Source organism: Actinokineospora enzanensis DSM 44649 (genome assembly GCF_000374445.1).
Taxonomy (GTDB): Bacteria; Actinomycetota; Actinomycetes; order Mycobacteriales; family Pseudonocardiaceae; genus Actinokineospora; species Actinokineospora enzanensis.
The window spans coordinates 24,230-50,966 of record NZ_KB894429.1 but is presented as its reverse complement, the minus strand read 5'-3'; the positions used below and the strand labels follow the sequence as shown (position 1 = coordinate 50,966).

At 71.0% G+C, this 26,737-nt stretch carries 26 protein-coding genes and 1 pseudogene; 12 read left to right on the top strand and 15 right to left on the bottom strand.

The features are described 5' to 3' along the window. Positions 1–112: 112 nt before the first annotated feature. Together C503_RS0126500 and C503_RS0126495 are read left to right on the top strand one after the other, a co-directional pair. Entirely contained in the window at positions 113–832 is a 720-nt protein-coding gene (locus C503_RS0126500) for a Type 1 glutamine amidotransferase-like domain-containing protein (protein WP_018685248.1), read from the top strand. 69 nt (positions 833–901) lie between these two features. After that, on the top strand, positions 902–1,939 hold the full coding sequence (locus C503_RS0126495; RefSeq protein WP_033401084.1) for an amidohydrolase family protein: 1,038 nt from the start codon (positions 902–904) through the stop codon (positions 1,937–1,939). On the opposite strand, the gene C503_RS0126490 is transcribed toward C503_RS0126495, so the two are convergent. Further along, positions 1,929–3,344 (bottom strand): DHA2 family efflux MFS transporter permease subunit, encoded by a 1,416-nt coding sequence (locus tag C503_RS0126490; protein WP_018685246.1) that lies wholly within the window; start codon positions 3,342–3,344, stop codon positions 1,929–1,931. The two genes, C503_RS0126495 and C503_RS0126490, sit on opposite strands and share 11 nt — an antisense overlap. A 45-nt stretch (positions 3,345–3,389) precedes the next feature. Here C503_RS0126490 and C503_RS0126485 point away from each other — a divergent pair, with 45 nt between their 5' ends. Continuing rightward, complete coding sequence (locus C503_RS0126485; RefSeq protein ID WP_018685245.1) at positions 3,390–3,827, top strand: MerR family transcriptional regulator; 438 nt, start codon at positions 3,390–3,392, stop codon at positions 3,825–3,827. Positions 3,828–3,958: 131 nt separating this feature from the next. Here C503_RS0126485 and C503_RS0126480 read toward each other — a convergent pair whose 3' ends face one another. After that, on the bottom strand, positions 3,959–6,217 hold the full coding sequence (locus C503_RS0126480; RefSeq protein ID WP_018685244.1) for a catalase: 2,259 nt from the start codon (positions 6,215–6,217) through the stop codon (positions 3,959–3,961). 119 nt (positions 6,218–6,336) lie between these two features. On the opposite strand from C503_RS0126480, the gene C503_RS0126475 reads away from it, so the two are divergent. Continuing rightward, a complete protein-coding gene (locus C503_RS0126475; protein ID WP_018685243.1) occupies positions 6,337–6,894 on the top strand; it encodes a DinB family protein in 558 nt (185 codons plus the stop codon). 75 nt (positions 6,895–6,969) lie between these two features. On the opposite strand, the gene C503_RS0126470 is transcribed toward C503_RS0126475, so the two are convergent. The 4 genes from C503_RS0126470 to C503_RS0126455 form a co-directional block, all read right to left on the bottom strand. Further along, positions 6,970–7,803 carry a hypothetical protein gene (locus C503_RS0126470; protein WP_156893504.1) on the bottom strand — a complete coding sequence of 278 codons (834 nt, stop codon included), beginning with the start codon at positions 7,801–7,803 and terminating at the stop codon, positions 6,970–6,972. A 113-nt stretch (positions 7,804–7,916) separates the two neighbouring features. Then, a complete protein-coding gene (locus C503_RS0126465; protein ID WP_018685241.1) occupies positions 7,917–8,213 on the bottom strand; it encodes a DUF3040 domain-containing protein in 297 nt (98 codons plus the stop codon). Beyond that, positions 8,210–9,115: a universal stress protein gene (locus C503_RS0126460; RefSeq protein ID WP_063710846.1), complete on the bottom strand. Its 906-nt coding sequence runs from the start codon at positions 9,113–9,115 to the stop codon at positions 8,210–8,212. Before C503_RS0126460 ends, C503_RS0126465 begins: the two co-directional genes overlap by 4 nt. 139 nt (positions 9,116–9,254) lie before the next feature. Next, complete coding sequence (locus C503_RS0126455) at positions 9,255–10,592, bottom strand: PQQ-dependent sugar dehydrogenase (RefSeq protein WP_026316724.1); 1,338 nt, start codon at positions 10,590–10,592, stop codon at positions 9,255–9,257. A 229-nt stretch (positions 10,593–10,821) separates the two neighbouring features. Between C503_RS0126455 and C503_RS0126450 the strand changes: the two genes are divergently transcribed. Further along, positions 10,822–11,775 (top strand): arsenic resistance protein, encoded by a 954-nt coding sequence (locus C503_RS0126450; RefSeq protein WP_018685238.1) that lies wholly within the window; start codon positions 10,822–10,824, stop codon positions 11,773–11,775. 186 nt (positions 11,776–11,961) lie between these two features. On the opposite strand, the pseudogene C503_RS48100 reads toward C503_RS0126450, so the two are convergent. Together C503_RS48100 and C503_RS0126435 are read right to left on the bottom strand one after the other, a co-directional pair. After that, positions 11,962–12,459 (bottom strand): annotated as a pseudogene (locus C503_RS48100) (aquaporin); the annotation flags it as partial. After that, positions 12,456–12,773 carry an ArsR/SmtB family transcription factor gene (locus tag C503_RS0126435; RefSeq protein WP_018685235.1) on the bottom strand — a complete coding sequence of 106 codons (318 nt, stop codon included), beginning with the start codon at positions 12,771–12,773 and terminating at the stop codon, positions 12,456–12,458. The pseudogene C503_RS48100 and the gene C503_RS0126435, both read right to left, overlap by 4 nt. A gap of 83 nt (positions 12,774–12,856) precedes the next feature. Between C503_RS0126435 and arsM the strand changes: the two genes are divergently transcribed. Further along, positions 12,857–13,696 carry an arsenite methyltransferase gene (gene arsM, locus C503_RS0126430; RefSeq protein ID WP_018685234.1) on the top strand — a complete coding sequence of 280 codons (840 nt, stop codon included), beginning with the start codon at positions 12,857–12,859 and terminating at the stop codon, positions 13,694–13,696. A gap of 213 nt (positions 13,697–13,909) precedes the next feature. Here arsM and C503_RS0126420 read toward each other — a convergent pair whose 3' ends face one another. Further along, positions 13,910–15,109 carry a hypothetical protein gene (locus tag C503_RS0126420; RefSeq protein WP_018685232.1) on the bottom strand — a complete coding sequence of 400 codons (1,200 nt, stop codon included), beginning with the start codon at positions 15,107–15,109 and terminating at the stop codon, positions 13,910–13,912. A gap of 375 nt (positions 15,110–15,484) precedes the next feature. Between C503_RS0126420 and C503_RS0126415 the strand changes: the two genes are divergently transcribed. Both C503_RS0126415 and C503_RS0126410 read left to right on the top strand, forming a co-directional pair. Beyond that, positions 15,485–15,796 (top strand): hypothetical protein, encoded by a 312-nt coding sequence (locus C503_RS0126415; RefSeq protein ID WP_018685231.1) that lies wholly within the window; start codon positions 15,485–15,487, stop codon positions 15,794–15,796. Between the two features lie 83 nt (positions 15,797–15,879). Continuing rightward, entirely contained in the window at positions 15,880–16,104 is a 225-nt protein-coding gene (locus C503_RS0126410; protein ID WP_018685230.1) for a hypothetical protein, read from the top strand. 45 nt (positions 16,105–16,149) lie between these two features. Here C503_RS0126410 and C503_RS0126405 read toward each other — a convergent pair whose 3' ends face one another. Then, positions 16,150–16,878: a hypothetical protein gene (locus C503_RS0126405; protein ID WP_156893500.1), complete on the bottom strand. Its 729-nt coding sequence runs from the start codon at positions 16,876–16,878 to the stop codon at positions 16,150–16,152. A 141-nt stretch (positions 16,879–17,019) separates the two neighbouring features. On the opposite strand from C503_RS0126405, the gene C503_RS0126400 reads away from it, so the two are divergent. Next, positions 17,020–17,499 (top strand): hypothetical protein, encoded by a 480-nt coding sequence (locus tag C503_RS0126400; protein WP_156893499.1) that lies wholly within the window; start codon positions 17,020–17,022, stop codon positions 17,497–17,499. Between the two features lie 310 nt (positions 17,500–17,809). Here C503_RS0126400 and C503_RS0126395 read toward each other — a convergent pair whose 3' ends face one another. From C503_RS0126395 to C503_RS0126375, 5 genes are all read right to left on the bottom strand, one after another. Continuing rightward, on the bottom strand, positions 17,810–19,093 hold the full coding sequence (locus C503_RS0126395; RefSeq protein WP_245572591.1) for a helix-turn-helix domain-containing protein: 1,284 nt from the start codon (positions 19,091–19,093) through the stop codon (positions 17,810–17,812). Positions 19,094–19,286: 193 nt separating this feature from the next. Further along, positions 19,287–20,387, bottom strand: a complete 1,101-nt coding sequence (locus C503_RS40950; protein WP_018685226.1) for a serine hydrolase domain-containing protein — start codon at positions 20,385–20,387, stop codon at positions 19,287–19,289. A gap of 200 nt (positions 20,388–20,587) precedes the next feature. Further along, positions 20,588–21,250, bottom strand: a complete 663-nt coding sequence (locus C503_RS0126385; RefSeq protein WP_018685225.1) for a maleylpyruvate isomerase family mycothiol-dependent enzyme — start codon at positions 21,248–21,250, stop codon at positions 20,588–20,590. Then, entirely contained in the window at positions 21,247–22,503 is a 1,257-nt protein-coding gene (locus C503_RS0126380) for an RNA polymerase sigma factor (RefSeq protein WP_018685224.1), read from the bottom strand. Before C503_RS0126380 ends, C503_RS0126385 begins: the two co-directional genes overlap by 4 nt. A gap of 11 nt (positions 22,504–22,514) precedes the next feature. Then, positions 22,515–22,865 carry a YciI family protein gene (locus C503_RS0126375; protein ID WP_018685223.1) on the bottom strand — a complete coding sequence of 117 codons (351 nt, stop codon included), beginning with the start codon at positions 22,863–22,865 and terminating at the stop codon, positions 22,515–22,517. Positions 22,866–23,163: 298 nt separating this feature from the next. Here C503_RS0126375 and C503_RS0126370 point away from each other — a divergent pair, with 298 nt between their 5' ends. From C503_RS0126370 to ligA, 3 genes are read left to right on the top strand one after another with little or no spacing between them, the layout of a single operon-like run. After that, positions 23,164–23,700: a hypothetical protein gene (locus C503_RS0126370; RefSeq protein ID WP_018685222.1), complete on the top strand. Its 537-nt coding sequence runs from the start codon at positions 23,164–23,166 to the stop codon at positions 23,698–23,700. Next, positions 23,697–24,680: a histidine decarboxylase, pyruvoyl type gene (locus C503_RS40945; protein ID WP_018685221.1), complete on the top strand. Its 984-nt coding sequence runs from the start codon at positions 23,697–23,699 to the stop codon at positions 24,678–24,680. Before C503_RS0126370 ends, C503_RS40945 begins: the two co-directional genes overlap by 4 nt. A 40-nt stretch (positions 24,681–24,720) precedes the next feature. Further along, complete coding sequence (gene ligA / locus C503_RS0126360; RefSeq protein ID WP_026316722.1) at positions 24,721–26,715, top strand: NAD-dependent DNA ligase LigA; 1,995 nt, start codon at positions 24,721–24,723, stop codon at positions 26,713–26,715. Positions 26,716–26,737 lie beyond the last annotated feature (22 nt).

The window sequence follows — 26,737 nt, the reverse complement described above, 5'->3', positions numbered from 1 at the left end:
CCCGATCGAGCGCCCGCAGCGAGTCGGCCTAGGACGACAACGAGCAAGCGACCACTGTCATGCACGGCGAAGACCATGCGGCTCGGTCGTATTCGGCTTACTGTCATGAGCCATGGTGGAGACCGCCGCCCACATTGTCGCGACCTGCATGGGCTTCAACCGGGCTCGCGACCCGTGGCGGCCTTCACCGGTTTTCCGCTACGCCTTCGACCTCGCCGGTACCCCCGCCCGGCCCCGCCTGTGCTTCATCCCCACGGCGAGCTCCGACGACACGGACAGCATCAACCGCTTTCACGCGGCCTTCGTGGACACGCCGGTCATCACCAGCCACTTGGCGCTGACCGCGACAAGCAGGCCCCGAGACCTGGCAGGCTACCTCCATGACCACACCCTCGTCTGGGTCGATCGCGGCAACCTGGCACACGCACTCACCATCTGGCGCGCCCACGGCCTCGACGAGGCGCTCCGCACGGTCGCACGACATGGAGTCATCCTGGGCGGCGAGTCCGCAGGCTCACTCTGCTGGTTCTCCGGCGGCGTCACCGATTCCTTCGGCGACACACAAGCACTTCGGGACGGACTGGGACTGCTGCCCTACGCCAACGCCGTCCACTACGCCGATCGACGCGACGTCTTCCACACTGCGCTACGAAACGGTTCACTACCGGACGAGGGCTATGCCATCGACGCGGGCGCGGGCCTGCATTTCCAAGACGGAGAACTGAAACAGGCAATCGGCGACCGGAGCGCCACAGGCGCCTACCACCTCACTGTCGAGCGCGGCAGAGTATGTGAGGAGAAGCTGCCCGTAACCCGCCTCAGCCGGTCGTAGCCCCACGTCGGTGTCGTCCTGGCCGGCCGACCGTGTCCGGCCAGAGTCGTTTCGTGCCAACATTGGGCGATGGAGCTGTGCGGGACAGTATTGCCTGAACGTGAGAAGAAGATCCTGCGAATCGAGGGCGACCGCCTCCACGTGAGTCCGGCGCCCGACACGGCCGAGAGTGACCTCTGGCTGCTCCCCGGCCTGGTCGACGTGCACACACATCCCGGCATGATCGAGCCCGGCGACCCCTACGACGAAGACCTGTTCCGTGCCCAGCAACTCGACCACGTGAACGCGGGTGTGCTGCTCATCCGCTCCCCCGGCACCCCCGAGCCGGACTCGCACCGCAAGCACGACGAGGTCGACCTCCCCCGGGTCGTCCCCGGCGGACAATGGCTGGCCACCCCCGGCCGCTTCTTCGACGGCTACGGCAGACATGTCGAGGAGCACGAGTTGGTGGCCGCGGCCGTCGAGGAGGCGACCGCCACCGGGGGCTGGTGCAAGATCATCGGGGACTGGTTGCCCGGTATCCCGGTCGTTCCCGGTGATCTGATGGCCGCGACGGTCGCCGCGGTGCACGCGATCGGCGGGCTGGTGGCCGTGCACGGGGTGTCGGCCGAGTGCACGCGTAATGCGGTGTCGGCGGGGGCGGACAGCATCGAACACGGTCTGTATCTGGAGCACGACCTGTTACCGCAGATGGCGCGGCAGGGAACCGTGCTGGTCCCGACGTTCAGTGCGTTCGCCCAGAACCTGGCACGGATGCGGGCGGCGGGCGCGCGGCCGGACATCGTGCGGTGGACCGCCGATGGGGTCGATCGGGCGCTTGGCACGGTGAAGGCCGCGCACGACGCGGGTGTCACCGTGCTCGCGGGTACGGACATCAAGCCGTGCGGTGAGATCGTCGGCGAGGTCGAATGGCTGCTCAAGGCCGGTCTCCCCGCCGAGGCCGCCATCGGCTCCGCCTCCTGGACCGCCCGTTCCTGGCTCGGCTTCCCCGGTCTCGTCGACGGCGCCCCGGCCGATGTCACCGCCTATCGCGCCGATCCGGTCGCGAACCCCTCGGTGCTCCGCGATCCGGCGCACATCATCCTGCGCGGTCAGGTCATCCGCTGAGGAGAGGATCAACGTCACGTGAGCGCTCCGGTGCGGCGTCCATGTCGTCGAACAGGGCGGCGGCTTCACGGGCGGTGCGATCGGCCCACTGGCCGGTGCCGAGGAAGGCGAGGACGACCACCGCGGCACCGAGGGCGAGGATCAGCCACCAGATCGTGTGGAAGCCCGACAGCGACGGACCGATGACCGTGCCCACGATGGCCACGCCCAGGGTCGTGCCGACCTGGCGGGCGGTGGCGGCGAGGGACGCGGCGACGCCGGTCATCGAGGTGGGCATGCCGGAGACGGCGGTGTTGGTGATCGGTGGGGCGCTGGTGCCGATGGCGACGCCGATGAGCAGGTAGGTCGGCAGCGGTTCGTCGAGACACAGCGCCGTGACGGCGGCCAGGGTGAGCGCGGTGCCGGAGGTCAGCAGGGGGATGCGCGGGCCACGGGTGGCGACAAAGCGGCCGGTCAGTGGGGCGAGGGTGGCGATCAGCGCGCCGACAGGGATCAGGCGCAGGCCCGCGGACAGGGCGGACATGCCCTGGACGTCCTGTAGGTAGAGCGAGGTCATGAACAGGAACGCGCCGAACGCGCACAGTGTCGACAGGGCCATCAGGATCGCGGAGGTGAACGGGACGCTGCGGAACAGGCGTAGTTCCAGCAGCGGGTCGGCGCGGCGTGGTTCGTGGATGACCAGGGCGATCGTGGCCAGGACGGTGATCGCGAGCAGGGCCAGGATCAGCGGGGACGTCCAGCCGTAGGCGTGCGACTCGATGATCGCGAAGACCAGGCAGCCCAGGGCCGACACCACCAGGACCTGGCCGACGGGGTCGGCCCGGCGGGGTCGGGGCGCGCGGGACTCGGGGACGAACAGCGTGGCGCACACCAGGGCGACGGCCACGATCGGCACGTTGACCCAGAACACCGCGCGCCAGCCGAGGCCGTCGACCAGGGCGCCGCCGAGCACCGGGCCAAGGCCGAGGGCGAGGCCCGCCGTCGCACCGAAGACGCCGATGGCGCGGGCGCGTTCGGCCCGGTCGGGGAAGGTGGCGGCGACGATGGCCATGGCGACCGGGTTGAGCATCGTGCCGCCGACGGCCTGCACCACGCGCGCGGCGATGAGCCAGCCGATGCCCGGGGCCAGCCCGCACAGCAGCGAGCCGAGGCCGAACACCGCGAGGCCTGCGCGGAAGACCCGGCGACGGCCGATCCGGTCGGCGGTGGACCCGGCGAGCACCAGGAACCCGGCCAGCACCAGGCTGTAGGCATCGACGATCCATTGTAGACCGGACAGTGGGGCGTCCAGTTCCGCCCGGATGTCCGGAAGTGCGACGTTGACGATGGAGATGTCCATCATCACGACCATCATGCTGGCACACGCGACGGCCAGCACCATCGGTCGGCGGCTCCGGTCGAGCACTCGGTCCTCCCCTCCATCGGATGGACCAACGCTAGGATTTAGAGCGTGCTCGAAGTCAACCCGCACGACCCGGTCCCCCCGGAGGGGCTCGGCATCGCCGAGGCCGCGCGCCGGACCGGCGTGAGCGTGCACACACTGCGCTACTACGAACGAGCGGGCCTGGTCATCACCGATGTCGACCGCACGACCGGCGGACGACGGCGCTACCGGCAGTCGGACCTGGACTGGATCAAGGTGTGCACGCGGTTGCGGGACACCGGGATGTCCATTCGGGACATCCGCCGCTACGCCGACCTCGTCGCGGGCGGACGGGGCAACGAGCACGAGCGGCTCGCCCTGCTGGCGGCCCACCGCACCGAGCTGGCGGAGCGGATGGACGAGCTGGCGCGGAGCCTGGCGATGATCGACCGCAAGATCGGCATCTATCGCGAGCGGATGGCGACGGGAGACGCGGACCGACTGTGGGCGCCGGAGACCCGCTAGGCGCCATATCGGTCCACTATGGATGCAAAGCGTTCCGACAGGAACGCAACTCCCCCGCGACGGGGCGTCCATCGACGGAACGGAAACCACCCTCCGCACCGGAGTGGCCCGGTGCGGAGGGTGTCGTCCAGTCAGTTCACCGCCGCCGGGAACCGCTCCCACACGCGATGCGCTCCCAGGAGCCGCTGGACCTCGGTGAACACCTCCGCCGGATCCTCCCCGGACACCACCCCGGCCCCATCCGGCAGGATCCCCGCGGCGGCCAGTGCCGAGGAACCACCACCCCAGACACCGATGACCTTGGCGTGCCGGTAGGTCTCCGCCAGCATCAGCACGACGCGCGGGTCGACGGCCCCCGCCTCCGCGTCACGGCCCGCGAGCACGTCCGGGGCCGGAGCGGGTGCGGCGGCGACCAGGATGGCGTCGAACTCCACGGAACGGGCGGTGAGGAATGTCCGCTGCGCCACCAGCCCGTCCGCCAGGTCCCCGCCGCGCGCCGCGATGAACAACGGGGTCATGTTCGCGGCGGCGATCGCCTGGCGCAGGCCGCGCAGGCCCTGGAAGCCGTCCGGGTCGTCCACGTCCACCACCACGCCGACCACCCGGCCGTCGATCGGCCACTCCCGGCCCAGCTGCGAGAGCGCCGAGCTGGGCATGGCGTCCGGCACGGTGACGGTCGGCTCCGGCGCGGGCAGACCGAGACCCGCCGCGACGCGCGCGCACAGTTCGGTGTCCACATTGGCCAGGACGCGCAGCTGCCGTTCCTTGATGACCTGCTCGTAGCACTTGCCCAGCTCGAAGATGAATGCCTGGATGATGTGCTCGCGCTCCACCGGGGTCAGGCTGCGGTAGAACAGGCGCGGCTGGCTGAAATGGTCCTCGAACGACGCCGGAGACTGCCGTTGTTTCACCGACGCCGCCACGGCCGCGGGCACCTCGACGAACGCGCCCATATCGGCGCCCGCCTGGAACGGACATCCGCCGTCGAGGCTGTTGGGCTTGTACGGGGCCACACCGCTGTGCACGGCGTGCTGGTGGAAGCCGTCGCGGAGCATGTCGTTGACCGGCGCGTGCGCGCGGTTGACCGGGATCTGGTTGAAGTTCGGCCCGCCCAGGCGGGTGAGCTGGGTGTCGACGTAGGAGAACAGCCGCGCGTGCAGCAGCGGGTCGTCGGTGACGTCGATGCCCGGCACGAGGTGCCCGACATGGAAGGCGACCTGCTCGGTCTCGGCGAAGAAGTCGGTGGTGTTGCGGTTGAGGGTGAGCATGCCGATCGGCTGCACCGGGGCCAGCTCCTCGGGCACCATCTTCGTCGGGTCGAGCAGGTCGATGCCGTCGAACACCTGCTCCGGGGTGTCCGGGAAGACCTGGATCCCCAGCTCCCACTGCGGGAACGCGCCGGACTCGATGGCGTCGAACAGGTCCCGCCGGTGGAAGTCGGGATCGAAGCCTGCGAGCAGCTGCGCCTCCTCCCAGACCAGCGAGTGCACGCCGAGCCTGGGCTTCCAGTGGAACTTCGCCAGCGACGTGCCGCCCTCGGCGTCCACCAGCCGGAACGTGTGCACGCCGAAGCCCTCCATGGTGCGGAGGGAGCGCGGGATGCCCCGGTCGGACAGGTGCCAGAACACGTGGTGGGTGGCCTCGGTGTGCAGGGAGACGAAGTCCCAGAACGTGTCGTGCGCGCTCTGCGCCTGCGGGATCTCCCGGTCCGGGTGCGGTTTGGCGGCGTGCACGACGTCGGGGAACTTGATGCCGTCCTGGATGAAGAACACCGGGATGTTGTTGCCCACCAGGTCGAAGTTGCCCTCGCCGGTATAGAACTTCGTGGCGAACCCGCGTGTGTCGCGCACGGTGTCGGCGGAGCCGCGGGACCCCACGACGGTGGAGAACCGCACGAACACCGGTGTGGTCACGCCTTCCCGGAGGAACGCGGCCCGACACACCTTGGCCGCGCTGCCGTAGCCGACGAACACGCCGTGCGCGCCCGCGCCGCGGGCGTGCACCACGCGCTCCGGGATGCGCTCGTGGTCGAAGTGCGTGATCTTCTCACGCAGGTGGTGGTCCTGCAGCAGCGTCGGCCCGCGCTCCCCCGCCTTGAGCGAGTGGTCGGTGTCGCGCAGGCGCGTGCCGGTCGAGGTCGTCAGGAAGGCACCCTGCTGCTCACGCACCTCGTGCCCGGCACCGGCTTCCGCCCCGGTGGCGGTCCGGGTGTCCGGCGACCCCTGGTCGGCCTTGCGCGGCAACGGATCCCGTGGCCGCGTGGGCTCCTCCAGCGAGGGCGGCTCGCTGCCCGGCACCCCGGGCACGTCGGGGGTGACCAGGTCCGCGACCTTCGCCACGGCCTTGTCCAGGGCCTCCTTGACCGCCTGCACGGGCTTACCGGCGTCCATATGCCTCTCCTCATCGTCGACCGCCCGCCGACTACCCGGCCGTGGACGCGTCTACACCCGTACGGCGTCGCCCGACCCCGACGGGAACCGGTACGCAGTGCATGGCAGGCTCGGGTTCCATGATCGACGACGTGGTGAAGGCCTACCTGCACGAAGACCTGCGCGAGCTGCGCGAGGCGGTGGTCGAGCGGCTGGACGGGCTCACCGAGTACGACATCCGACGTCCGCTGACCGCGACCGGGACCAACCTGCTCGGGCTGGTCAAGCACCTCGCACTCTGGGAGTCCCGCTACCTCGGCGAGGTGTTCGGCCGACCGTTCCCCGAGCCGCTCCCCCGCTGGGACGACGTCGAGCAGCGCGGCAACGACCTGTGGGCGACCGAGCACGAGACCCGGGCCGAGATCGTCGACCGCTACCACCGCGTGTGGGCACACGCGGACGCGACCATCGCCGCGCTCCCCCTCGACGCACCCGGCCACGTGCCGTGGTGGCCGCGACCGGACGTGCGGCTGTACGGGGTCCTGGCCCACCGGCTCACGGAGACCGCCAGGCACGCGGGCCACGCCGACATCCTCCGCGAACAACTCGACGGCACGACCGCCGCCCCCGCCCGCGACGCCGCCTACTGGGCGGACCGACACGCGGAGATCGAACGCGCCGCGCGGGCATACCCCTGACCGGGTGCCGTCCGACCTGGACTGTCGCATTCCGGACAGTTCGCCACCCTGCGGAATCGGCGAACTCATGACCGGTCAGGCTTGCAGGCAGCCGCCGTAGACGAGGTGGTCGCGGGGGCTGGTGGCGGTGGCGCAGGCGACGGTGCGGACGTCGCCGTCGAGCATCGGGGTGTGGTAGTTCGTGATGGGGACGGCGGTGAGTGAGCAGTCCAGTGGGAGGCAGACCGCGATGCCGCCCTTGCTGGGCAGGCTGACCACCAGGCGACCATAGGCGTTGCCGAACGCCTGCCCCCAGTCGCGGTTGCACGCCTTGGAGTGCCAGATGCGCACGCCCAGTAGCGGGTAGCCGCCGCCGTCACGCAGCGCGCCCTCGGCCATCACCTGCGCGTCACGGGCGCAGCCGCTGGTCACCGGGTCCGAACTCACCGGCTGCTCGGCGGCGACGGACGCGGGCGGCGGCTCGGACGTCGGCGGGGTGGCGGCGGTGATGTCACCGTCGGTGACGGTGATGAGGGTGGCCGCGTCGGTGATCACCAGGGTCGTGACGCGGTCGGTGAGGCGCAGGTCGAACACTCCGTCGAGGTGCACGTTCAGCGGCTTCTCGGTGTCCAGCCGGTAGGCGTCCTGCTGTTGCACGCCGTCCACCGGGTGCTGGATGAGCAGCACGGAGTGGTCCTCGTCGCCGCCCAGCTCGGACTTCCACTCCACGCCCGCGCTGATGCTCACCGGCCCCCAGTGCGCCTCCAGCCGCTTCGCCGCCCCGACCGAGATGTGCCCGCGACTGTCGATCTTGAACTCCAGAATCCCCAACCCTACCGTGACATCGGCGACCGGACCGTCCGCCACCAGGTCACACGCGGACACGCCGCAGAGCAACAATGCGGCCATCGCCAGGCGCGGAAACCTCACGAACATTCGGTCGCCGGGGAGATCACGACCGTTACCGGCGACAAACACACGAGCCTGGTTCGCATTGTCGCCACATTCCGCTCGAATACGGAATTCGAGGACGGGTCAGCAATTCACCACGGATAGGGCGAGTCGTCCGGGTCGTCGTCATCGGTCGGTGGGTGCTTCAGGCGTGGGGCGAGCAATGCGGCGGCGCTCGCGGCCATGCCGAGGAAGATCAGGAAGGGGAGGCTGCCGAGCAGGCCGACCAGGGCGGCGACGAGGCCGAGGCTCAGCACGCTCAGTCGGTGCAATGGGTTCGGCGGCTCGGGGTCCTTCTCCTTGAGCATCGACGCGAGTTCCGGCGCGTCCACGCCGAGCCGGGCCGCGATGGCGGCGAGCTGTTGCTGTTCCCGTCTGCTCAGGCTCATCCGGGCGCTCCCGCGATGATGGCCACCGGACAGGGTGCGTGGTGCACGACCGCGTGGCTCACCGAGCCGAGGGTGAGACGGGCGGCGAGGCCGCGGCCGTGACTGCCGACAACGAGCAGGCGCGCACCCGTCGCGGCCTCGACCAGCGCGTCGGCCGGTCGGTCCACTCGGTGCACTTTCTCGACCGCCAACCCGGGGTGAGCGCTCATCACCCCGGCCAATTGCTCCTCGACCAGGTGCTCGGCGGCGACCTCGGGGTGGTTGTCGCCCAAGCCCGCGAAGAAGCCCGCGACCATGTCGCTGATCGGGCGGTCCGACCACGCGTGCACCGCCACCAGGGTGGCCCGGTGACGCTCGGCGTAGTCGGCGGCGAACTCGACCGCCGCCTGACCGGTGTCCGAGCCGTCGATGCCCACGACGACCCGACCGGCGGTCGGTGCGACACCGCGCACGATCACGGTGGGGATCGCGGGGGAACGCAGCACACCTGACGTGGTCGATCCGAGGATTGTGCCGAGGAATGACCGTTCGCCTGCGCCGACCACGAGCAGGCGCGCGGACTGTTCGTGGGCGAACTCCCCCAGCCGCACGCCGGGCGAGCCGTCGATGAGCACCGTGTGCACGTCGGGTACACGGTCCCGTACGCGCCGCGCGGTCTTGTCGAGCATCTCGGCCGCCGAGCGGCGCAGGAGCTCGCTGTCGAAGGCGAAGTCCGTGCTCGCCATCATCGGGAACCGGGTGACCGGCCAGATCAGCTCGACCACCCGCACCAGCACCAGCGGACGGCCCGCGGCCTCCCCGACCGCCCAGTCGACGGCGTGCTCCGACGCCTCCGTGCCGTCCACTCCGACCACGATCGCACCGACAGGCACCCGGCGGGCGGCCTCATCGCTCCCTGCCATGTGGACGGGGTACCCCGAACCGGGCCACCGCACACGTACGGAGGACAAGTTCGCCGCAACCGACATCAGGTACGTAACGGGCGAAGAGGAGAGCGTAACCAAGCCTGCGCCATGTTCGTGACCGCCGTTCCCTGCCGCGCTAGCCGACGAGAGGCGGCGTCAGTCGATAGACAGCGCCCGCCTGATCATCGGTGATGTACACGGCCCGGTCCGGGCCGACCACGGCGGCGACCGGGCGACCCCAGCGGGTTCCGTCGGCCGCCTGGAATCCGCCGACCAGGGTTTGCTGGGCGTCCAGGTTCCCATCGCGCCAACGGAAGAACGACACCTCGGGCGCGCGCGGCGGGGACGCGTTCCATGAACCGTGGACACCGACGAGAGCGCCTCGGGCGTAGTCACCGGGGAGGCCACCATCCACGAAGGACAGTCCTAATGGGGCGGAGTGGCCTGCAAGGGATTGCTCGATCCTGGGAAGGGTGGCACAGTCCAGCCGATGACCGTCCGGATTGGTCTGGATGTCCGGGGTGAACGGCACGTCCGAACGGCGTTGGGCGCTGCCGCGCACGCCCGGGTCCACGTCCGGATCCGGGTTGCAGTACGGCCAGCCCAGGTTCCGGCCAGCGGTGAGTTTCGCCAGCGGCTCGACGGGGTGGTCGCGCACGTACTCGTCGATCACCCGTCCCCTGGCCGATCCCGGCGTGTCGCCATACGGGCGGTCGAAGGGGTACTGGATGTTGTCCCGGTTGTTCACCGCCGTCCACACCGCGCCGTCGGGTGCGATCGCCAGGCCGGTGCCGTTGCGGACCCCGACGGCGAACGGTTCCGGCGCGCCGCCGCCGGGTGGGACGCGCAGGATGGCGGCGCGGGGTGGGGTCGCGGCGAGGTCTTCGGCGGAGATGTTGCCGGTCGAGCCGACCGACACGTACACCGCGCCGTCCCGCCCCACCGCCACGCTCTTCAACGCGTGCGCGTACTGCCCGCCCAGCTCCGGGCTCTTGGCGTCGGGCAGGCCGGTGACGATCGGTCGCGGGTCGGTCGCCTTGCCCGACCCGTAGTCGTAGGCGTCCACGCGGTCGCTCTGCGCCACGTACAGGGTGGAACCGGCGAAGGCGAGGCCGTGGGGTTGGTTCAGGCCGTCGAGCAGGGGGAAGACCGTCGCCACGCCATGACCGTCCGGGACCAGCCGCACCACCGTCCCGGTCCGGGGCACCGAGACGAGCAACTCGCCGTCCGGTGTCCACGCGGCGAGCCGGGCCGACGGGACGCGGGCGAAGACCGACAGTGACCAGCCCTGGGGAATGAGCACCTGTCGCGGGACGTCGAACGGGGCCGCGCCCATCCCCTCGTGCAACGCTACGGGGAGCGAGACCAGGCCGTTCGGCGCGGCAGCGGTGTTGCTCGGGCCTGCGGGCTCGGCCGTGCACGCGGACGCGAGCAGGGCGACCGCCACCAGCAGGGCACGACGTCGGGCAGCCATGCGACTCCTTCCCCCGGTATGCCTCTCCAGTCAACCAGCTCGTCCGTTCATGTTGGTGATCGTCCGTACCGAACGCCCTGAACCAGAGGCAAAGTGACTCAGGTCTCGTCGTGGCGGGAAGCGATCGACCGTGACATCGCCACGGTTCGGATTGTCGCCGGAGACGCCGGGGCGACACGCATGCTCGGATAAGGCATGCTCGTCGAAATGACGTACCGGAGGTGACGGGTTGGTCGCGTGGCTGGAGCGGCACCAGGTCCCGGTCTACCTCGGCGCCATCCTCGCCGGTGTCCTATTCGGACTGTTGGTCCCGGTCGCCGGGCCGGGCCTGGAGACCGCGATCAACCCGGTGCTCGGCGTCCTGCTGTATGCGACCTTCCTCCAGGTACCGGCCCGCGAACTGCTGCGATCACTGCGGGCGGGCAGGTTCCTTGGCGCGGCACTGGTGGTCAACTTCGTCGCGGTGCCGTTGGTCGTCGCGGTCATGTTCGGTTGGCTGCCCACCGATCCCGCCGTGCGTATCGGTGTGCTGCTGGTGCTGCTCACCCCATGCGTCGACTACGTGATCGTCTTCAGCGGCCTCGTGGGCGGTTCCGCACGACTGCTCGCCGCGACACCGGTTTTGCTGGTCGCGCAGATGTTGTTGCTGCCGGTGTTCCTGTGGCTGTTCCTGGGTTCCGACCTGGTAGGCATCGTCGAGTTCGGACCGTTCCTGCGCGCGTTCCTGACGCTGATCGCGATCCCGCTCGCCCTGGCCTGGGCGACGCAACGCTGGACGACCGTCACCCGGGTGGCGGGTGCGGGAGTGGTGCCGTTGATGATCGCGACCTTGCTGACGGTCGTCGCCTCCCAGGTGCCGAAGCTGGGAGATTTCGGCACGGTTCTCGGCGTGATCCCGTTCTATGTCGCCTTCCTGCTCGTGATGCCCGCCCTCGGCCTCGCCACCGCCCGCCTGTTCCGACTCGACACCGCCGACAGCCGCGCGATCACGTTCACCGGGGCGACGCGCAACTCGCTGGTCGTGCTCCCCCTCGCCCTCGCCCTACCGGACACACTCGGCGTCACGGCCATCGTCGTGGTGACGCAGACGCTGGTCGAGGTACTCGGCATGGTCGTCTACGTCCGCCTGGTCCCCGCTGTCATCCGTGCGCTGTGGACGCAGCCGAACGGGGCAGGCGGGTGACGGGCGGGCGAAGAGGGTCACGGCGAGGCCGAGACCGATGGCCGCGCCGACGAGTTGGGCGGCGACGAAGGGCGGGACGGAGGCCGGGGCGATGCCCGCGAAGGTGTCGGTGAGGGCTCGGCCCAGGGTGACCGCGGGGTTGGCGAACGCGGTGGACGAGGTGAACCAGTAGGCGGCGCCGATGAACGACGCGATCGCTGCCGGGGCCAGGCGGTCGCGGCCGGTGCGGCCCAAGGCCAGGACGAGGAGGACCAGGCCGGTGGTGGCCACCAGTTCGCCGAGCCACAGGTGCGGGGCAGAACGGTCCTGTGTGGACCAGGTGACCAGCGGGTGCGCGAACATGGCGTTGGCCAGGACGGCGCCACCGAGGGCGCCCGCCACCTGGGCGACCGCGTAGGCGGCGAGGTCGCGGCCGGGCAGGTCACCGGTGAGGCGGGCGGCCAGGGAGACGACGGGGTTGAGGTGGGCACCGGAGATCGGGCCGAACAGGGCGATCAGCACGCCCAGGCCGAGGACGGTGGCCAGCGCGTTGGCCAGCAACCGCAATGCCACGTCGTCGGTGAGGACGGCGGCCTGGATGCCGGAGCCGACGACCACGGCGGCCAATGCCGCAGTCCCGAGTGCCTCGCAGCAGGCCCGACGGGTGAGGGACGCGCGCGCAGGCGCTTCTTGCCGCCGGTTCACGTGGCGAGGAAGGCGGCGAGCCGGTCGAGGGCGCCGGGGACGACCCGGTAGTAGACCCAGGTGCCGCGGCGTTCGGAGTCGATGAGGGCCGCTTGGCGGAGCAGCTTGAGATGGTGCGAGATCGTCGGCTGGGACAGATCGAACGCCGGGGTCAGCTCACACACGCAGACCTCGTCTCTGGCCGCGATCATCGACAACAGCCGCAGCCGCACAGGGTCGCCCAGCGCCTTGAACTGCGCGGCCAGGTCGTCCGCCCGCGCGGCGTCCAGGGCGGTGATCCCGGCGCAGCACGCGGACTCGGCTTGTTTCGACATGCTTCTATATTGACACCCCTCGATTCAGGGCGCAAGATGTATAGACATTCATCGATGCAAGCTGGTCAACACAGGAGCGGACCATGACACTGCGAGAGACCGTCCGGCTGCGCTACGCCGCCGCGGCACTCCAGGTGAGCGAGGGCGGCAGTGCCTGCTGCGAGCAGCCGGACTTCGGCTCCGCCCAGTACACCGGCGATGAGCGCGACGCCCTGCCCGCCGACGCCGTCGCGGCCTCGCTCGGCTGCGGCAACCCGACCGCCGTCGCCGAGCTGCGCGAGGGCGACCGGGTGCTGGACCTGGGCTCCGGCGGCGGCATCGACGTGCTGCTCGGCGCCCGCCGGGTCGGCCCCACCGGCAAGGTCCACGGGCTGGACATGACCGACGAGATGCTCGCCCTCGCCCGAGCCAACGCCATCGCGGCGGGCGCGCCGAACGTCGAGTTCCACCGGGGCACCATCGAGGCGATCCCGCTGCCCGACGCGACCATCGACGTGGTGATCTCCAACTGCGTCATCAACCTGTCGGTCGACAAGCCCGCCGTGTTCGCCGAGACCTTCCGCGTCCTGCGGCCCGGCGGCCGCGTGGGCGTCTCGGATGTCGTGGCCGACGACGCCCTGACCCCCGCGCAGCGTGCCGAACGCGGCGACTACGTCGGTTGCATCGCGGGCGCTCTCTCCTTCGCCGAGTACCGCGAAGGCCTGACGGCCGCCGGGTTCGCCGACATCACGATCATGCCAACGCACGAGGTCGCCGACGGCATGCACGCCGCGATCATCCGGGCCGCCAAGCCCGACATCTGTTGCGGTGTCGGATCCTGCTGCACGCCTGCCGAACAGTCGGTCACACCGGGCCTGACCGTGGCGGAGGCCAAGTCCGCGAACGGCTGTGGCTGCCTGGACCGAACAACCACCCTCGGCTGAAGCCGATCATCAGGGGGACGCGGTGGCAGAGCTGTACGACCGGATCGGCACCGGGTATTCCCTGGGCCGCCGCACCGATCCGCGGTGGATGAGCGTGGGATGCGGCGGCTGCGGGCGGACCTGGACACCGGGCGCCTGCACGACGACCACCGGGAGCTGCTCGGGCTCGATCAGTGGGACGCGGGCTTCCGGCTCGTCGTGGCGCGGGGCTGATCACGCCCGGTAGCGGAAGATCGCCATCAGGGCGGGGGTCACGTAATAGCCGCAGGTCCGCACCCACGACCAGCGCGCGTCATCGACTCCCCGGTGACGCAGGGCGATGAGCAGCGGTCGCCAGCCCAGCCACACCCCCGCGAGGAACGGTGCGCTGCCGATCAGCAGCAGGAACGGCAGCATGAGCACCTCGCCGCCGACGCCGAACCACGGCACGCCGTGGATGAACGAGGGCAGGGTGAGTGCCACGACCGTCAACACGGCCACCGGGAGGGCCACCGCGTAGGCCCACTCGATCCCGCCGAACACCCGCCGTGCCGCGGGCGAGCCGACCGCGGACTGGTGGACGGCCACCGAGGACAGGTACAGGGCAGCGCCGATCAGGGCGAACGTGATCAGGATGTCCACGACCACGCCCGGCTCGTCCCAGCCCGGGAGCGGATGGGTCCGGTGGCGCCGGACCGCGGCCCAGCAGAACACAATGGACACCGGATACCAGAACCACGCCGGGTGCAGGTCGTTTCCGCGTAGGCGAACCAGATTCACGCCCGCGACCAGCACGCCGACGACCGCGACGATCACGGCCTCCCGGGAGCCAGGGACACCGGCTGCCGCGTACCAGGACAGCCAGGCGGCCACGGCGAGTACCAGGCCGACTACTGCCGTGGGCACACGGGGGAACACGAAGCTCCGCAGTAGACAAACGATGGCGACAGGTCCCAACAGGACGGCCACCCCGACCCACAACCGCGCTGTGTCACCGGTCAGGTCGGTCCCGTAACGCCACAGCCATGCCTCGCCGCCCAGCCACCGCACGCCCGCCAGCGCGTAGATCAGGACGAGGACGCCGCCGACCGCCCGGACGAGGAAGTTGGCGAGGCAGCCGACCAGCGGGTCCTCCACCAGCATCCGGTCGACGGCCCCGGCGAACGACCCCGGCCGGTCCGCGAGCGCGGGGATCGCGCTGCCCCACGAGTCGGTGGTCAGATCCCCGGCCGGTATCCCCTTGACCACGGTCGATCCGAACCGGACGTCGTAGCGGGTCGACCCGAACAGCGCCTCGTGCCGGGCGACGATGACCCCGTGCTCGCCCGGCGCGACCCGGAGGCCGTGCGGTCGCTCCACCGCGCCCGACATCCCGGGTCGCGTGCCTACATAGGTGACCGCCGCGCCGGGGTCCCGACCGTTGAACAAGCCCACGACCGGGCATCGTCGCGCGCCCCCGAAAGGTAACAACGCGGGAAAGTCTCCGACGATCTCCCCGGTGCGTCACAGGGTTTCGGTAACGGCACCGCGATCGGCATCGACTTCGTCGATGCGATGGCCGAGGAGGCACCTTCACCTCGCTGGCGTCCTGTGTGGCCGGTTACCAGGCCACCAACAAGAAGTTCGTCGCCGCGGACGCCGACGGCGGCTCGTTCGAGGCGATCCTGCAACCCGACAGCCCGAGCGGCACCCCGACCTGGTCGGCGTCGCCCTGCGCGCGGCCGCGGCCATGGGACAGCAGCCGCCGTTGCTGCCCGCCCCGGGCACCGCGACCACCAAGGGCGCACCGGGTCGAGCCCGGCCTCCGGCGTGTGGCGGGGGCGGTACCGGTGTCTGCAGGGCGAGACCGGCCTGGAACTGGTCGTCGCGGGCGACGACCCCGCCGACCTGACCGCGTCGTTCCGCTTCCACGCGCTCACCACCAACCCGTCCGTCCCTTCCGGACGCTTCCTGATGACCGGCGCGCTGACCGGCTCGACGCTCGCCATGAAGCAGTTCCGCTGGGTGGACGCGCCGCCCGGCTACATCATGGTCGACATCACCGCGACGATCACCGACAAGCACCTCGCGGGCACGGTGACCGGCCCGGGCTGTACCGACATCACCCTTGACCGTTCGTGACCGACGCACGCTTCAGCGCCGGACAGGCCCCCGATAGGGTGACGCCCGTCATGATCACCCCCCCTCCCGGAGAGGAACCCGCTGTGGCGATCTCGCTGGACCTGGCCAAGCAGCTCGACAAGGCATACGAGGAACTGAGCCTGACCGAGGTCCTGGACGCCCCCGTCGCCGCCCTCTCGGGCGTCAGCGAGGGCGACGCGGAGAAGCTCGACGCGGCCTTCGGCATCAAGACCGTCCGCGACCTGGCGACCAGCAAGTACTTCACGCTCGCCGCGGCCCTGCTGCACCTGGAGCAGGCGAGCAGGTAGTCCCCTTGCCCGGTCGGGCCGCCACCGCGCGGCCCGACCGGTGGCTCAAGGGCCGAACAGGTCGAGGGCCAGACCACGCACGGCCCGCATCAGCGAGCGGTCCCGCACCGGCGGGGGCGTCGGCAGCACGAGCCGGAGTTCGTCGTCGGTGGCCGGGCGCGCGGTCAAGGCGGCGGTGCGCAGCACACTCCGATCGACGCCCATCCCGGCCACGACGCTTACCTGCCGCGAACCCACGATCCGCGCGTAGACCTGGGTGTTGTTGGTGTAGTGCGCGTACATCAGCGAGGGCGACTCGATTTCGCAGTCCTCGGTGTCGATCCCGTATTGGCATCGGAGCGGGGCCACCGAACCCTGGGTGTGCAGCTCGATGTTCCGCGCGCCGGGAAGCCGGGTCTTGTCCTCGGGCTCGAACGTCGTACCGTCCGGGGTGGCGCCGTTGGTGGTGAAGCCCGGGATGGCGGTGGTGACCGAACCCGGCGGATCGGTCGCGTGGACGGCCAGCACGGCTTCGCGAAGCACCCCGCGGTCGACGGAGTCGGGCGCCACGAGCACCATGCGACTGTCCCCGACGTGGTGGACATAGGCGTTGCGGCCTGCGATTCCCTGGATGAAGAAGAGTCCCGGACTCTCGACCACGCAGCTCTGCGCGCTCGGATACCGGTAGCCGGACCGGTCGAACTCGCAGTCCGGCTGCGCGGCGTCCGGCAGTCGAAGAGATCGATGTACGGCGACGGCTGGTTCGGTTGGTAGTCGTCCGGCAGCAGCTGCCACACCTTCTGCTGGGCCACCGGGTGGTAGCCGGGAACGGCGGCCACCATGATGTCGTCCCGGGTGACCTGCGAGTGCGCCAACAGCTTGTCGATCTCGGACGGCTGGGCCGCGGCGAGGGACCGGAGCAGGAGCAGCCCGACCGTGACGAGCACCGCGAGCGAGCCGAGCGCGAGGTACCAGCGCCGCGACAGCATGCCCGCCACCAGTAAGAACGGCACGACACCGAACAGCACCGGATGCTGGTGGAACCCCAGCCCGGCTTCATTGCCGATCGACCACCCCAACCCCCAGACAACCAGCCCGACCCCGCCGACGAGCAACCCCCAGCCGACCCGCCCGCCCCGGCTCTCCGGCAGCCACGCCCCCTCCGGCGCCAGCCTGGCCACGATCGCGAACGCGGCCACCAACAGCACGAACAGCACGGGCACCACGAGGACACCCGCCAAGCCGCCGGAGAGCATCGCCATGAACGAGACATTGATCCCGATCAACATCGCCACCGCACCAACCAGCCCGGCCACGCCGACCCGCGCCAACTCCATCCAGATTCCGCGCCGCACGGGCACGACGGACTCCCCAGTCTCCACCACGTGGTCACTCTCGCACGGCAAACCCCTATGAGGACAACCGTGGAACTACTCAGACACAGTGCAGCACACCTCGACAAGCCTCACACGGTGATCGCGAGCCCCGGCCGGACTCAGCAGCCCCGTCATAGATCGTCCACGTACACGCGACCCGGTCCGGCAAACCCCACCCCCCACCTCAACCACCCCAACCCAGCCACCCCTGACTCGCCCCCCCGTGCGGGATCGCGCCGGTCTCTTCCCACCCGATCCCAGGAGGCCCCCAGGGCCGAGTGGGATCGGGTGGGAAGAGACCGGCTGAAGGCGATCCCGCCGCGAGGCGAAGCCGAGCCAACAAACACAGCTCAACGCCCACGCAACGTGCGCGAGGGCGTCTCGCCATAGGTCGCGCGGTACTGCGCGGCGAAAGCGCTCGGCCTACCGAACCCCCAGCGCGCCGCCACCCGGGTGACGGTGTCCCGGCTCGGGTCACCCGCCCACAGCTCGGCCCGCACATGGTCGAGCCGGACCCGGCGCAGGTAGGCCATCGGGGTCGTGTCGAGATGGCGGCGAAAGGCCAGCTGCACGGCCCGGACCGTGACGCTCGCCGCTCTGGCGACATCCGCGACGCTCAGGTCCTGGTCGGCGTTGGCCTCGATGAACGCGATAGCCCGGCGCAGCGTCCTGGGGTGGGCGTCGTGCCGGTCCTCGATGGTCGGCTCGGTGATCGCGGTGTTGGGGAAGGTGGCCAGCGCGGTGGCCGCCAGCAGCCGCGCCGCGTTGCCCACGACCAGCGGGTGCGCCAGCACCTCGGGGTCGCCGAGCAGGTCGTCGCGCAGGTGCCGGTAGGTCGACCGCCAGCTCCGCGCCGCCCGGGTCGACACGGCGGCGCGGTCGGTGAACCGGACCGGACCGGAGGCGACGCCGTCGATCACCTTGGGGTCGATCACCGCCAGCCGGAACGAGCTCTCCTCCACGGTGGCGTCGTAGGGGGCGTCGGGCGACCCGGACGGGAACACGTCCCCGGTCGAGTACCGCTGCTCCACCCCGTCCGCCCGGTAGGCCAGTCGCCCGGAGAGCACCTCGGCGAACACGTACTTGCCCAGCGGGCAGGCGACGGCGTGGAACCGCATCCGGAAGCCCAGCTCGTCGAGCCGGACCGCGCCCAGGTCCGCCGAGATCAACCACATCCCGCGCTGCTCGCCCCTCGGCTCGATCCGCATGTTCGTGTAGCTGTTGCTGAGCACCTGCTCCGCGGCCGCCGAGTCGACGATGTCGGAGGTCACCTCGGGCAGGCCGCACTCCCCGTGGACGGCCTGTTCCAGCTCGCCGTACACCGGCACCGAGCCACCCGGGTCGGCCACCTCCATCACCCGGGCGGCCACCCCCGTCCGCCGGAGCACCAGCGCGCACCGGTAGCCCCGGTCCTGCCCGGCCTGGACGAACTCGACCAGTGCCCGCGCCATGGCCGCGGACAGGACATCCACCCGTCGCGCATCGAGTACCAGCAGCGGGGCGGCCGGGAGGGACCCGGCGTCGGCCAGCACCCGGACGAGGTCGGCCTGGGAATCACAGGCACGGGTGGGCAGCGTCAGCACCAACGCCTGTCCCATCCGCGAGAGGGGGATCTCCACATCTGTCACTGTCACACAAACTCCCACACCCCACAGCGCGTGGACAACCGCAGGCCACAAGCCGGCAAAGACGCGACCACCACGACGCACAACCCTCGCCAAAGGGTCGGACATCCCACCCGCTATCCGGCGTATTCCCATGTTCGGTCATCGGTGTGGCAGGCGCGCCCGCCTGCCACACCGATCTTCACCGCCCGATGGCCCGCGACTAACCCTGTCGGCCCATCATCCGACAGACCATGGTGTTCACCGTCCGGTCGAACAACGACCCCGGCTCCTGGTCGATATCGGTCGCCACCATCAGGATCGCGCTACGGCGGCCGTCGCGGTCCTGGTAGGCGATCGTGTGATAGCCGGGAAAGTCACCCGCGTGACCCCAGACCCGGCCGCAGGGGGTGTCGACGTAGTAGATGCCGAGGCCATAGCCGCCGTGGTGCTCGTCGACCCGGACCGTGGTGAGCATGTCGCGCAGCTGAGCCTGGTCCAGCAGCTCACCGGAGAGCAGGGCGCGGTAGAAGCGGGCGGTGTCCTGCGGGGTCGACACCATCGCACCGGCCGCGCCCGCCATGGTCGGGCTGTAGGTGGTGGTGTCGGTGTAGCCGCCGTCCGGGTCGGGGGTGTAGCCGTGGATGTGGTCGGGGCGTACTCGCGCGTCGGTCGCCAGGTAGGTGTCCCGCAGCCCCAACGGTTCGGTGATCCGGTCGGCCACGGTGCGGGCCAGGGCGCGCCCGGTCGCCTTCTCGATGACCAGCCCGGTCAGCAGGTAGTTGGTATTGCTGTACGCCCACCGGGCACCCGGCGCGAACACCGGCGGGTGCGCCACGGCCACCGCGATCAACTCACGGGCCGACCAACTCCGCGTCGGCCTCGCCAGCGCGGTCGTCAGCCATTCCTGGTCGTCGTTGTAGTCGAAGAGGCCGCTGGTCTGGTTGAGCAGCTGCCGCAGGGTGATCCGGTCCCCACCGGGCACCACCCCCGGCAGCCAGCGCTCGACGGTGTCCGTCAACCGCAGTCGGCCCTCGCCCACCAGCTGCAACACCACTGTCGCCACGAACGACTTGGTGACACTGGCGATCCGGAACTGGTCGGACGTCCCGATCCGCCGCGGCGGATCAATCGTGGCCACGCCACTGCCGAGCGTCCGCACCCGCCGCCCGTCGTCCACCCGCACGACCACACCGGTCGCACCGGACCGCGTCAACGCCTCCAGCGAGTCCCGCAACCTGTCCGTACCACTGTCCGCCGACGCCGTTCCCTCGGGCGCCACGACCAACACGGCCGTGATGCCCGCGGCAATCCATTTGCGCATCCTGGTTTCCCCTTGTCGTAAGGAACTCGGTGACACCAGGACACCGCAGCGCCTGGCTCCTCGCCTCGGGGATCCGCCGGAGATCCGCCGTAGTCCCCAGGGGGTATTGCGCCCGTTGTCGACTGTCAAGCTCACCGCCAGAACGAAGAGTCCAAATTGGACGGACAACCGCCCTGTGCCACCATCGACGCCCGACTACGCTACATCTCGGCCTGGTGGGAAAGTCGGAGATCGGCCACGCCCCGGCCGGACAGGGCGGCCAGGCCCGCGGGTCGTCCCGTCGCCACGAGGAGCAGGTCGCCGATCGGGCCGCGGATCTCCTCGCCCGGCCCGTGTCCGGGGTTCGCCGAAGCCGTCCAATCACGGTCGGTGGCGATCAGCGTGGTGAGCCCGAGCCGCTTGCGGGCGCCATAGAAGGGACTGGCCAACACATGTTCCAGCGCGGCCTCCGCCTGCGGTCCCGGCATGGCGCGGAACCGTCCCAGCGGACGCGCGATGTCCTGTCCATGCACGAGCGCGTCCACCAACGGGTCCGCCGGAGCGGCCAACGGTGCCCGGCGCGGTGAGTCGGCCGTCGCGCGTAACTGGTCGATCAGCTCGGCCGGGCTGAACCGGGCCGAGCGTTCCAGCGCCGCCGCCGCGACCATGCGGTCGAAGTTGCCCCGGGCACGCCAGATTCTCCTGAGTACGAACGGAAGCGTGGTGCGGGTGGACAGGGTGAGGTGGGCCGCCAGATCGTGCATCGTCCAACCGGCGCACAGGGACGGCGACCGCCATTCGGCGTCGGTGAGGTCGTCGAGGAGATCGGCGAGGCCGAGGCGTTCGGCCGTGGTCCAGGGCAGCATCGGGGCAGTGGCGTTCATGGTCGTTCCTCTCGGATGGCGTCGAGCCGGGCGCGCAGGTGCGCGCGGTCGGGCTCGGTGCCTGCGGCGTCCAGCGCGAGCCGGTAGGCGTCGGCGGCCTCGGGGGCGCGGCCGAGGCGGGCCAGCAGGTCGGCGCGGGCGGCGAGGTATGGGTGGTGGTCGCGCAGGCGGGGGTCGTCGGCGAGCCGGTCGAGCAGGTCGAGACCGGCCGACGGGCCGTCGCGCATGGCAATGGCGACCGCGCGGTTCATCGCGACGATCGGGGACGGGGTGCGGGCGAGCAGGACGTCGTAGAGTGCGACGATCTGCGGCCAGTCGGTGGTGGTCACGTCGGCGGCCTCGTCGTGCAGGGCGGCGATCGCGGCCTGCACCCCGTACGGGCCGGGCGGGCCGCCCGCCAGCGCGACCGGCACCAGCGCCAGGCCCTCCTCGATCATCGCCCGGTCCCACCGGCCCCGGTCCTGCCGGTCGAGCAGCACCGGCAGGCCGTCCGGGCCGGTCCGCGCGGCGCGCCGGGCGTGGACCAGCAGCAACAACGCCAGCAGGCCGGTGACCTCGCGTTCCGCGGGCAGCAGGCGGTGCAGGATGGTGGCCAGCCGGATCGCCTCCTCGGCCAGGTCCAGCCGTTGCAGGCGCGGTCCGGAGCTGGCCGCGTAGCCCTCGGTGAAGATCGAGTACAGCACCTGGAGCACCCCGGGCAACCGCTCCGGCAGCTCGTGCGCGTCCGGGACGCGGAACGGGATGCGCGCCTCGCGGATCTTGCGCTTGGCCCGGGTGATCCGCTTGGCCATCGTCTCCACCGGCACCAGGTACGCCCGCGCCACCTCCGGCGTGGTCAACCCGGCCAGACACCGCAACGTCAACGCGCCCCGGTCCGGCTCGGCCAGCGCCGGGTGCGCGCAGGTGAAGAACAGCCGCAACCGGTCGTCGGGCAGCCCGCCGGGCTCCTCGGCCTGCGGCACCGGCTCGGCCCGCTCCGCCTCGACCCGCAGCTCGGCCAGCCGCGCGGTGTAGGTGAGGTCGCGGCGCAACCGGTCGACCGCCTTGCGCCGGGCCGTGGTCATCAGCCAGGCGCCCGGGTTGGGCGGCACGCCGTGCGCGGGCCAGTGCGCCAACGCCGCCTCCACGGCCTCCGACGCGGCCTCCTCGGCCAGGTCGAGATCGCCGAACCGGCGGACGAGCGCGGCCAGCAACCGCCCGTGCTCCTCCCGGAACACGGCTTCCACCGAGGCCCCGGCCCGCTCGTCACCCACCTCGGCCGCCCTCAGGCGCCGAAGTCGGCGATCGGCCGGACCACGATCGACCCGCTGCCGCGCGCCCCCGGGCACCGCGCCGCCCAGTCCAGCGCGACATCCAGATCGGGCACGTCGATGACGTAGAACCCGCCAAGCACCTCGCGGGTCTCGGCGAACGGCCCGTCGGTCACGGTCCGCCCGCCGTCCTCGGCGACCCGCACGGCGGTCGCGGTGACCAGGTCGGCCAGCGACTCACCGGACACGAACACGCCCGCGTCCTTCACCTCCTTGTCGTAGGCCATCCAGTCCTCGACCGTGCACTCGGCCGCCCCGCCCTCGGCGTCCACCGCACCCGCGTTGATCAACAGCATGTACTTCACGTCGGCACTCCCTCGTCGCTCACCCGGCAGTATCACCGGACGACATCTCTACGGACGGGACACCGTCGGATGGACACCGCCCCCGACTTTCTTTCGAATGGACTCTCGGTATCGCCCGGAGCGATCGAGTCGAGCACGACAGCGGCCTGCCCGACGAGCGTCATGGGCCCGACCGGTGCCAGGTCGGCATGATCGACAACCGTCAGCCTTTGGTGTGACACGGGCTTACGTGCCTCGACGGCGGAGACCTATAAAGGGCCCCGATGGTAGGCCCGATCCGGCTTCGTACGGAGGAATCATGCGGATCCCGCGGCTCGGCGTCATCGCACTGATGGCGGCGTTGGTGGTGGCCGGTACGACGGTGGCCCTGCAGACCGACGTCGTCGCGGCGCCCGCGGCCGCCCAGGGCATCCGGAAGCTGGACGCCTACATAGACCTTCCCGCGGGCGTCTGGACCGACACACCACTCCAGGTGACCCTGCCCGACGCGGGGACGTACACGATCGACGCCGACGTCCGCGGTCGCCTCGACGGTGTCCCGCCGTTCAACACGTTCATCACCGCCCGGCTGTTCGACGTGACCGCGGGCGCTCCGGTCCCGGACAGCGAACGGCTGGTCGACCAGGTCATCGACGTCAACCCGGGCAACGCGCGCACCGGGAGCAACGCCACCGCCCCGATCGACCAGCTGATCAGTGTCGGCAAGCGGACCGTCATCCGCCTCCAGGCCATCCGCGTGGACGCCACCGGCACGGCACAGATCGCCCAGATCTACTCGGACGGCTACGGCCGCACCACCCTCCGCTTCTCCCGCGCGGTCGAGCCCGGCCGATGACCGCGCCCACGCTCGGCGAGGTCATCGACAACGCCGTCGGCTCCTACACCGACTACGCCACGGGTTACGGCAACCCCCCGCACGGCATGGACGCCACCCGGTTCACCAGCGACGGCAGCGGCTACATCGCCACCATGAAGCTGTCGGTCGCCACCGTCGACATGGCGGGCCTGGACTGGGGCACCGAGTCCATCGTCAGCCACGACCGCTGCGAGACCGCCGACGCCAACATCGGGCAGATCAACATGGGCACCGCCGCGTCGTTCTGCGGTCCCGGCGGCGCGCTGTGGGGGCTGCACCTGGCCAAGGCGGACCTGGGTGCGCACCGCAACACCCTCGATCTCTACACCGCCGACGAGCTGGACGCCCTGACCGCCACCGACCGCGAGCCCAGCGGCCTGGCCTGGGCGTCGGCTGGGCCGCTGCTGGTCGCGACGGAGCGGCTGTTCGGCCACGCCGCGGACGACCGGCGCACGCCGCCGCTGCCGGGCTCGCATGTCGTCTGCGGCAACAAGAGCGCCACGATCCAGGGTCCCGCGTACGCGTGGGCGCTGCTCGCCGTCGCGGTGCCCGAGGACCCGACGATCGCCGCGCACCTGTTCATCGGGGACTGCGGCACGATCACGCCCTACGACCGCCGCGCCCTGCCGACCGCGGAGCAGGTGCGGCGGCAACTGGTGCAGCACCGGGACAACGTGCTCAAGAGCATCGAGCTGTGCGGACAGGACTACGACCACGTCACCTACAAGGCCGCCTACGTCGCGGGCAAGGCGATCCTGGCCAAGGACGACCAGGTCGCGTGCGCGCTGGCCTGCGCCCCGTACATCCAGCTGCCCCAGCGCGCGATCCCGGCCGACATTCGGCCACGCGACCTCGCCGACCTGTCGATCACCGAGTGGGAGCGGCGGGTGTGGGGCGAGCGGCCCTTCCCGGCGAGCCCGACGGGCGAGGACGGGATCCACGTCCGATCGGCCGGGTGACCTGGTCGGAATGTCGGTGGCCGCGGGTAACGTCTACGCCGTGAACGTGGAGGAACGGATCCGGGAGCTGGCCGACCAGGTGGTCGTGCTGCGCGACGCCTACTACCGGGGCTCGCCGCGGGTGGCCGACGCCGAGTACGACGCGATCGAGGACGAGCTGCGGGGGCTGATCGAGGCCAACCCGGAGCTGGCCCCGGACCCGAACCCGCTGGACCAGGTGGGTGCGCCCGCGGTGCTGCACGCGCCGGTGCGGCACTCGCGGCCGATGCTGTCGCTGGAGAAGGCGACCAAACCGGAGCAGGTGGCGGCGTTCTTCGCGCGGTTCCCCGGCCAGTCGGTGGTGGTCATGCCGAAGCTCGACGGGCTGTCGCTGGCGCTGGTCTACGAGGACGGCAGGCTGGCCCGCGCGGTCACCCGCGGTGACGGGACCACCGGCGACGACGTGACACCGCTGGTCCGGGCGCTGACCGCGGGCGTGCCGGACCGGGTCGACGCGCCCGGCCGGGTGGAGGTGCGCGGCGAGGCGGTGATGCTGCGCTCGACCTTCGCCGCCTACAACGCGGCACACCAGGACAAGCCGCTGATCAACCCGCGCAACGCCGCCGCGGGCACGCTGCGGGCCAAGGACCCGGCCACCGTCGCGGGCCGAGACCTGTTCTTCTTCGCCTTCGACCTCGATACCTCCACCCCGGACAGCGCCGACGCCGACCTGGAGCAGGGCCTGCGCACGCTCGGCTTCAGCGTCGCCGACATGCGCCACTGCGACGACGCGGAGGCCGCGCAGCAGGTCATCACCACCATCGAGGCCCAGCGCGACCAGCTGGACTACGACCTCGACGGCGCCGTCCTGCGCCTGGCCGACCGCGTCGCCTACGCCGCCGCCGGGACCAGGTCGAACTCGCCGCGCGGGGCGCTGGCGTTCAAGTTCGCCGCCGAGGAGCGCACCACGGTGCTGACCGACGTGGTGTGGGACGTGGGCAAGACCGGCAAGATCGCCCCGGTCGCGCACCTGGAGCCGGTGTTCGTGGGCGGCACCACGGTCACCCGTGCCACCCTGGCCAACCAGGAGGTGATCAGGGCTCGCGGCATCCGGATCGGCGACGTGGTCCTGGTCCGCCGCGCCGGTGACGTGATCCCGTTCGTCGCGGGGGTGCTCGACGAGTCCCAGCGCACGGGCGCGGAACGCGAGATCGTGCCGCCGGTGGTGTGCCCGTCGTGCGGGCAGGCGCTCACCGAGCAGGGCAACAGCCGGGAACTGTTCTGCACCAACGTCGCCTGCCCCGCCCAGACCGTCCGCAGGCTGATCCACTGGGCCTCCCGCGCCGCCGCCGACATCGAGGCGGTCGGTCCGGTGTGGATCGAACGCCTCGCCGAGGCGGGCCTGCTCGACAGCCCGTCCGACTTCTACACCCTGACCAGGGAAAAGCTGCTGGAGTTCGACCGCGTCGGCGAGGTCTCGGCCACCCGCATGATCGACTCCATCGCCACCAGCCGCGCCGTCGGCCTGCGCCGCGCGCTGATCGGCCTGGCCATCCCGATGGCCTCCGAGGGCACCGCCGCCCGGCTGTGCCGCGCGGGCTTCACCTCCCTGGAGGAGGTCGCCGACGCGGGCGAGGAACGCCTGGTCGCGGTGGAGGACATCGGCCCGAAGGTCGCCGCCTCCCTCACCGAACACCTGGGCCGCCTCCGCCCTGAGCTCGAACTGCTCCGCGAACACGGCGTGTCCCTGGACGTCCGCGAGGAGGACCTGCCCCCGGTGGTCGCCTCCGACGCGCCGCTGGCGGGCAAGACGGTCGTGGTCACCGGCTCCATCAACGACCCCCGCTCGGGCGAGAAGGTCCCCCGCCCGACATTCCAACGCCTGTGCGAGAAGGCGGGCGCCACGACCGCGACCTCGGTCTCGGCCAACACCGACTACCTCATCACGGGCGCGGACGTCGGCGCGAGCAAGCTGACCAAGGCGGAGAAACTGGGCGTGGAGGTCGTCGACCAGGCGGAGATCTGGAAGCAGCTCATCGCCGCCGGGATCGTGTAGGCGCCGCGTTTCGCCCCCCACT

Bases quoted from the DNA above. Each gene is read 5' to 3' on its own strand.
- C503_RS0126370 (WP_018685222.1), top strand. From the start codon at position 23,164: ATGCGGATCCCGCGGCTCGGCGTCATCGCACTGATGGCGGCGTTGGTG.
- C503_RS0126455 (WP_026316724.1), bottom strand. From the start codon at position 10,592: ATGGCTGCCCGACGTCGTGCCCTGCTGGTGGCGGTCGCCCTGCTCGCG.
- C503_RS0126475 (WP_018685243.1), top strand. From the start codon at position 6,337: ATGATCGACGACGTGGTGAAGGCCTACCTGCACGAAGACCTGCGCGAG.
- arsM (WP_018685234.1), top strand. From the start codon at position 12,857: ATGACACTGCGAGAGACCGTCCGGCTGCGCTACGCCGCCGCGGCACTC.
- C503_RS0126460 (WP_063710846.1), bottom strand. From the start codon at position 9,115: ATGGCAGGGAGCGATGAGGCCGCCCGCCGGGTGCCTGTCGGTGCGATC.
- C503_RS40945 (WP_018685221.1), top strand. From the start codon at position 23,697: ATGACCGCGCCCACGCTCGGCGAGGTCATCGACAACGCCGTCGGCTCC.
- C503_RS0126435 (WP_018685235.1), bottom strand. From the start codon at position 12,773: ATGTCGAAACAAGCCGAGTCCGCGTGCTGCGCCGGGATCACCGCCCTG.
- C503_RS40950 (WP_018685226.1), bottom strand. From the start codon at position 20,387: ATGCGCAAATGGATTGCCGCGGGCATCACGGCCGTGTTGGTCGTGGCG.
- C503_RS0126495 (WP_033401084.1), top strand. From the start codon at position 902: ATGGAGCTGTGCGGGACAGTATTGCCTGAACGTGAGAAGAAGATCCTG.
- C503_RS0126500 (WP_018685248.1), top strand. From the start codon at position 113: ATGGTGGAGACCGCCGCCCACATTGTCGCGACCTGCATGGGCTTCAAC.
- C503_RS0126465 (WP_018685241.1), bottom strand. From the start codon at position 8,213: ATGAGCCTGAGCAGACGGGAACAGCAACAGCTCGCCGCCATCGCGGCC.
- C503_RS0126385 (WP_018685225.1), bottom strand. From the start codon at position 21,250: ATGAACGCCACTGCCCCGATGCTGCCCTGGACCACGGCCGAACGCCTC.
- C503_RS0126480 (WP_018685244.1), bottom strand. From the start codon at position 6,217: ATGGACGCCGGTAAGCCCGTGCAGGCGGTCAAGGAGGCCCTGGACAAG.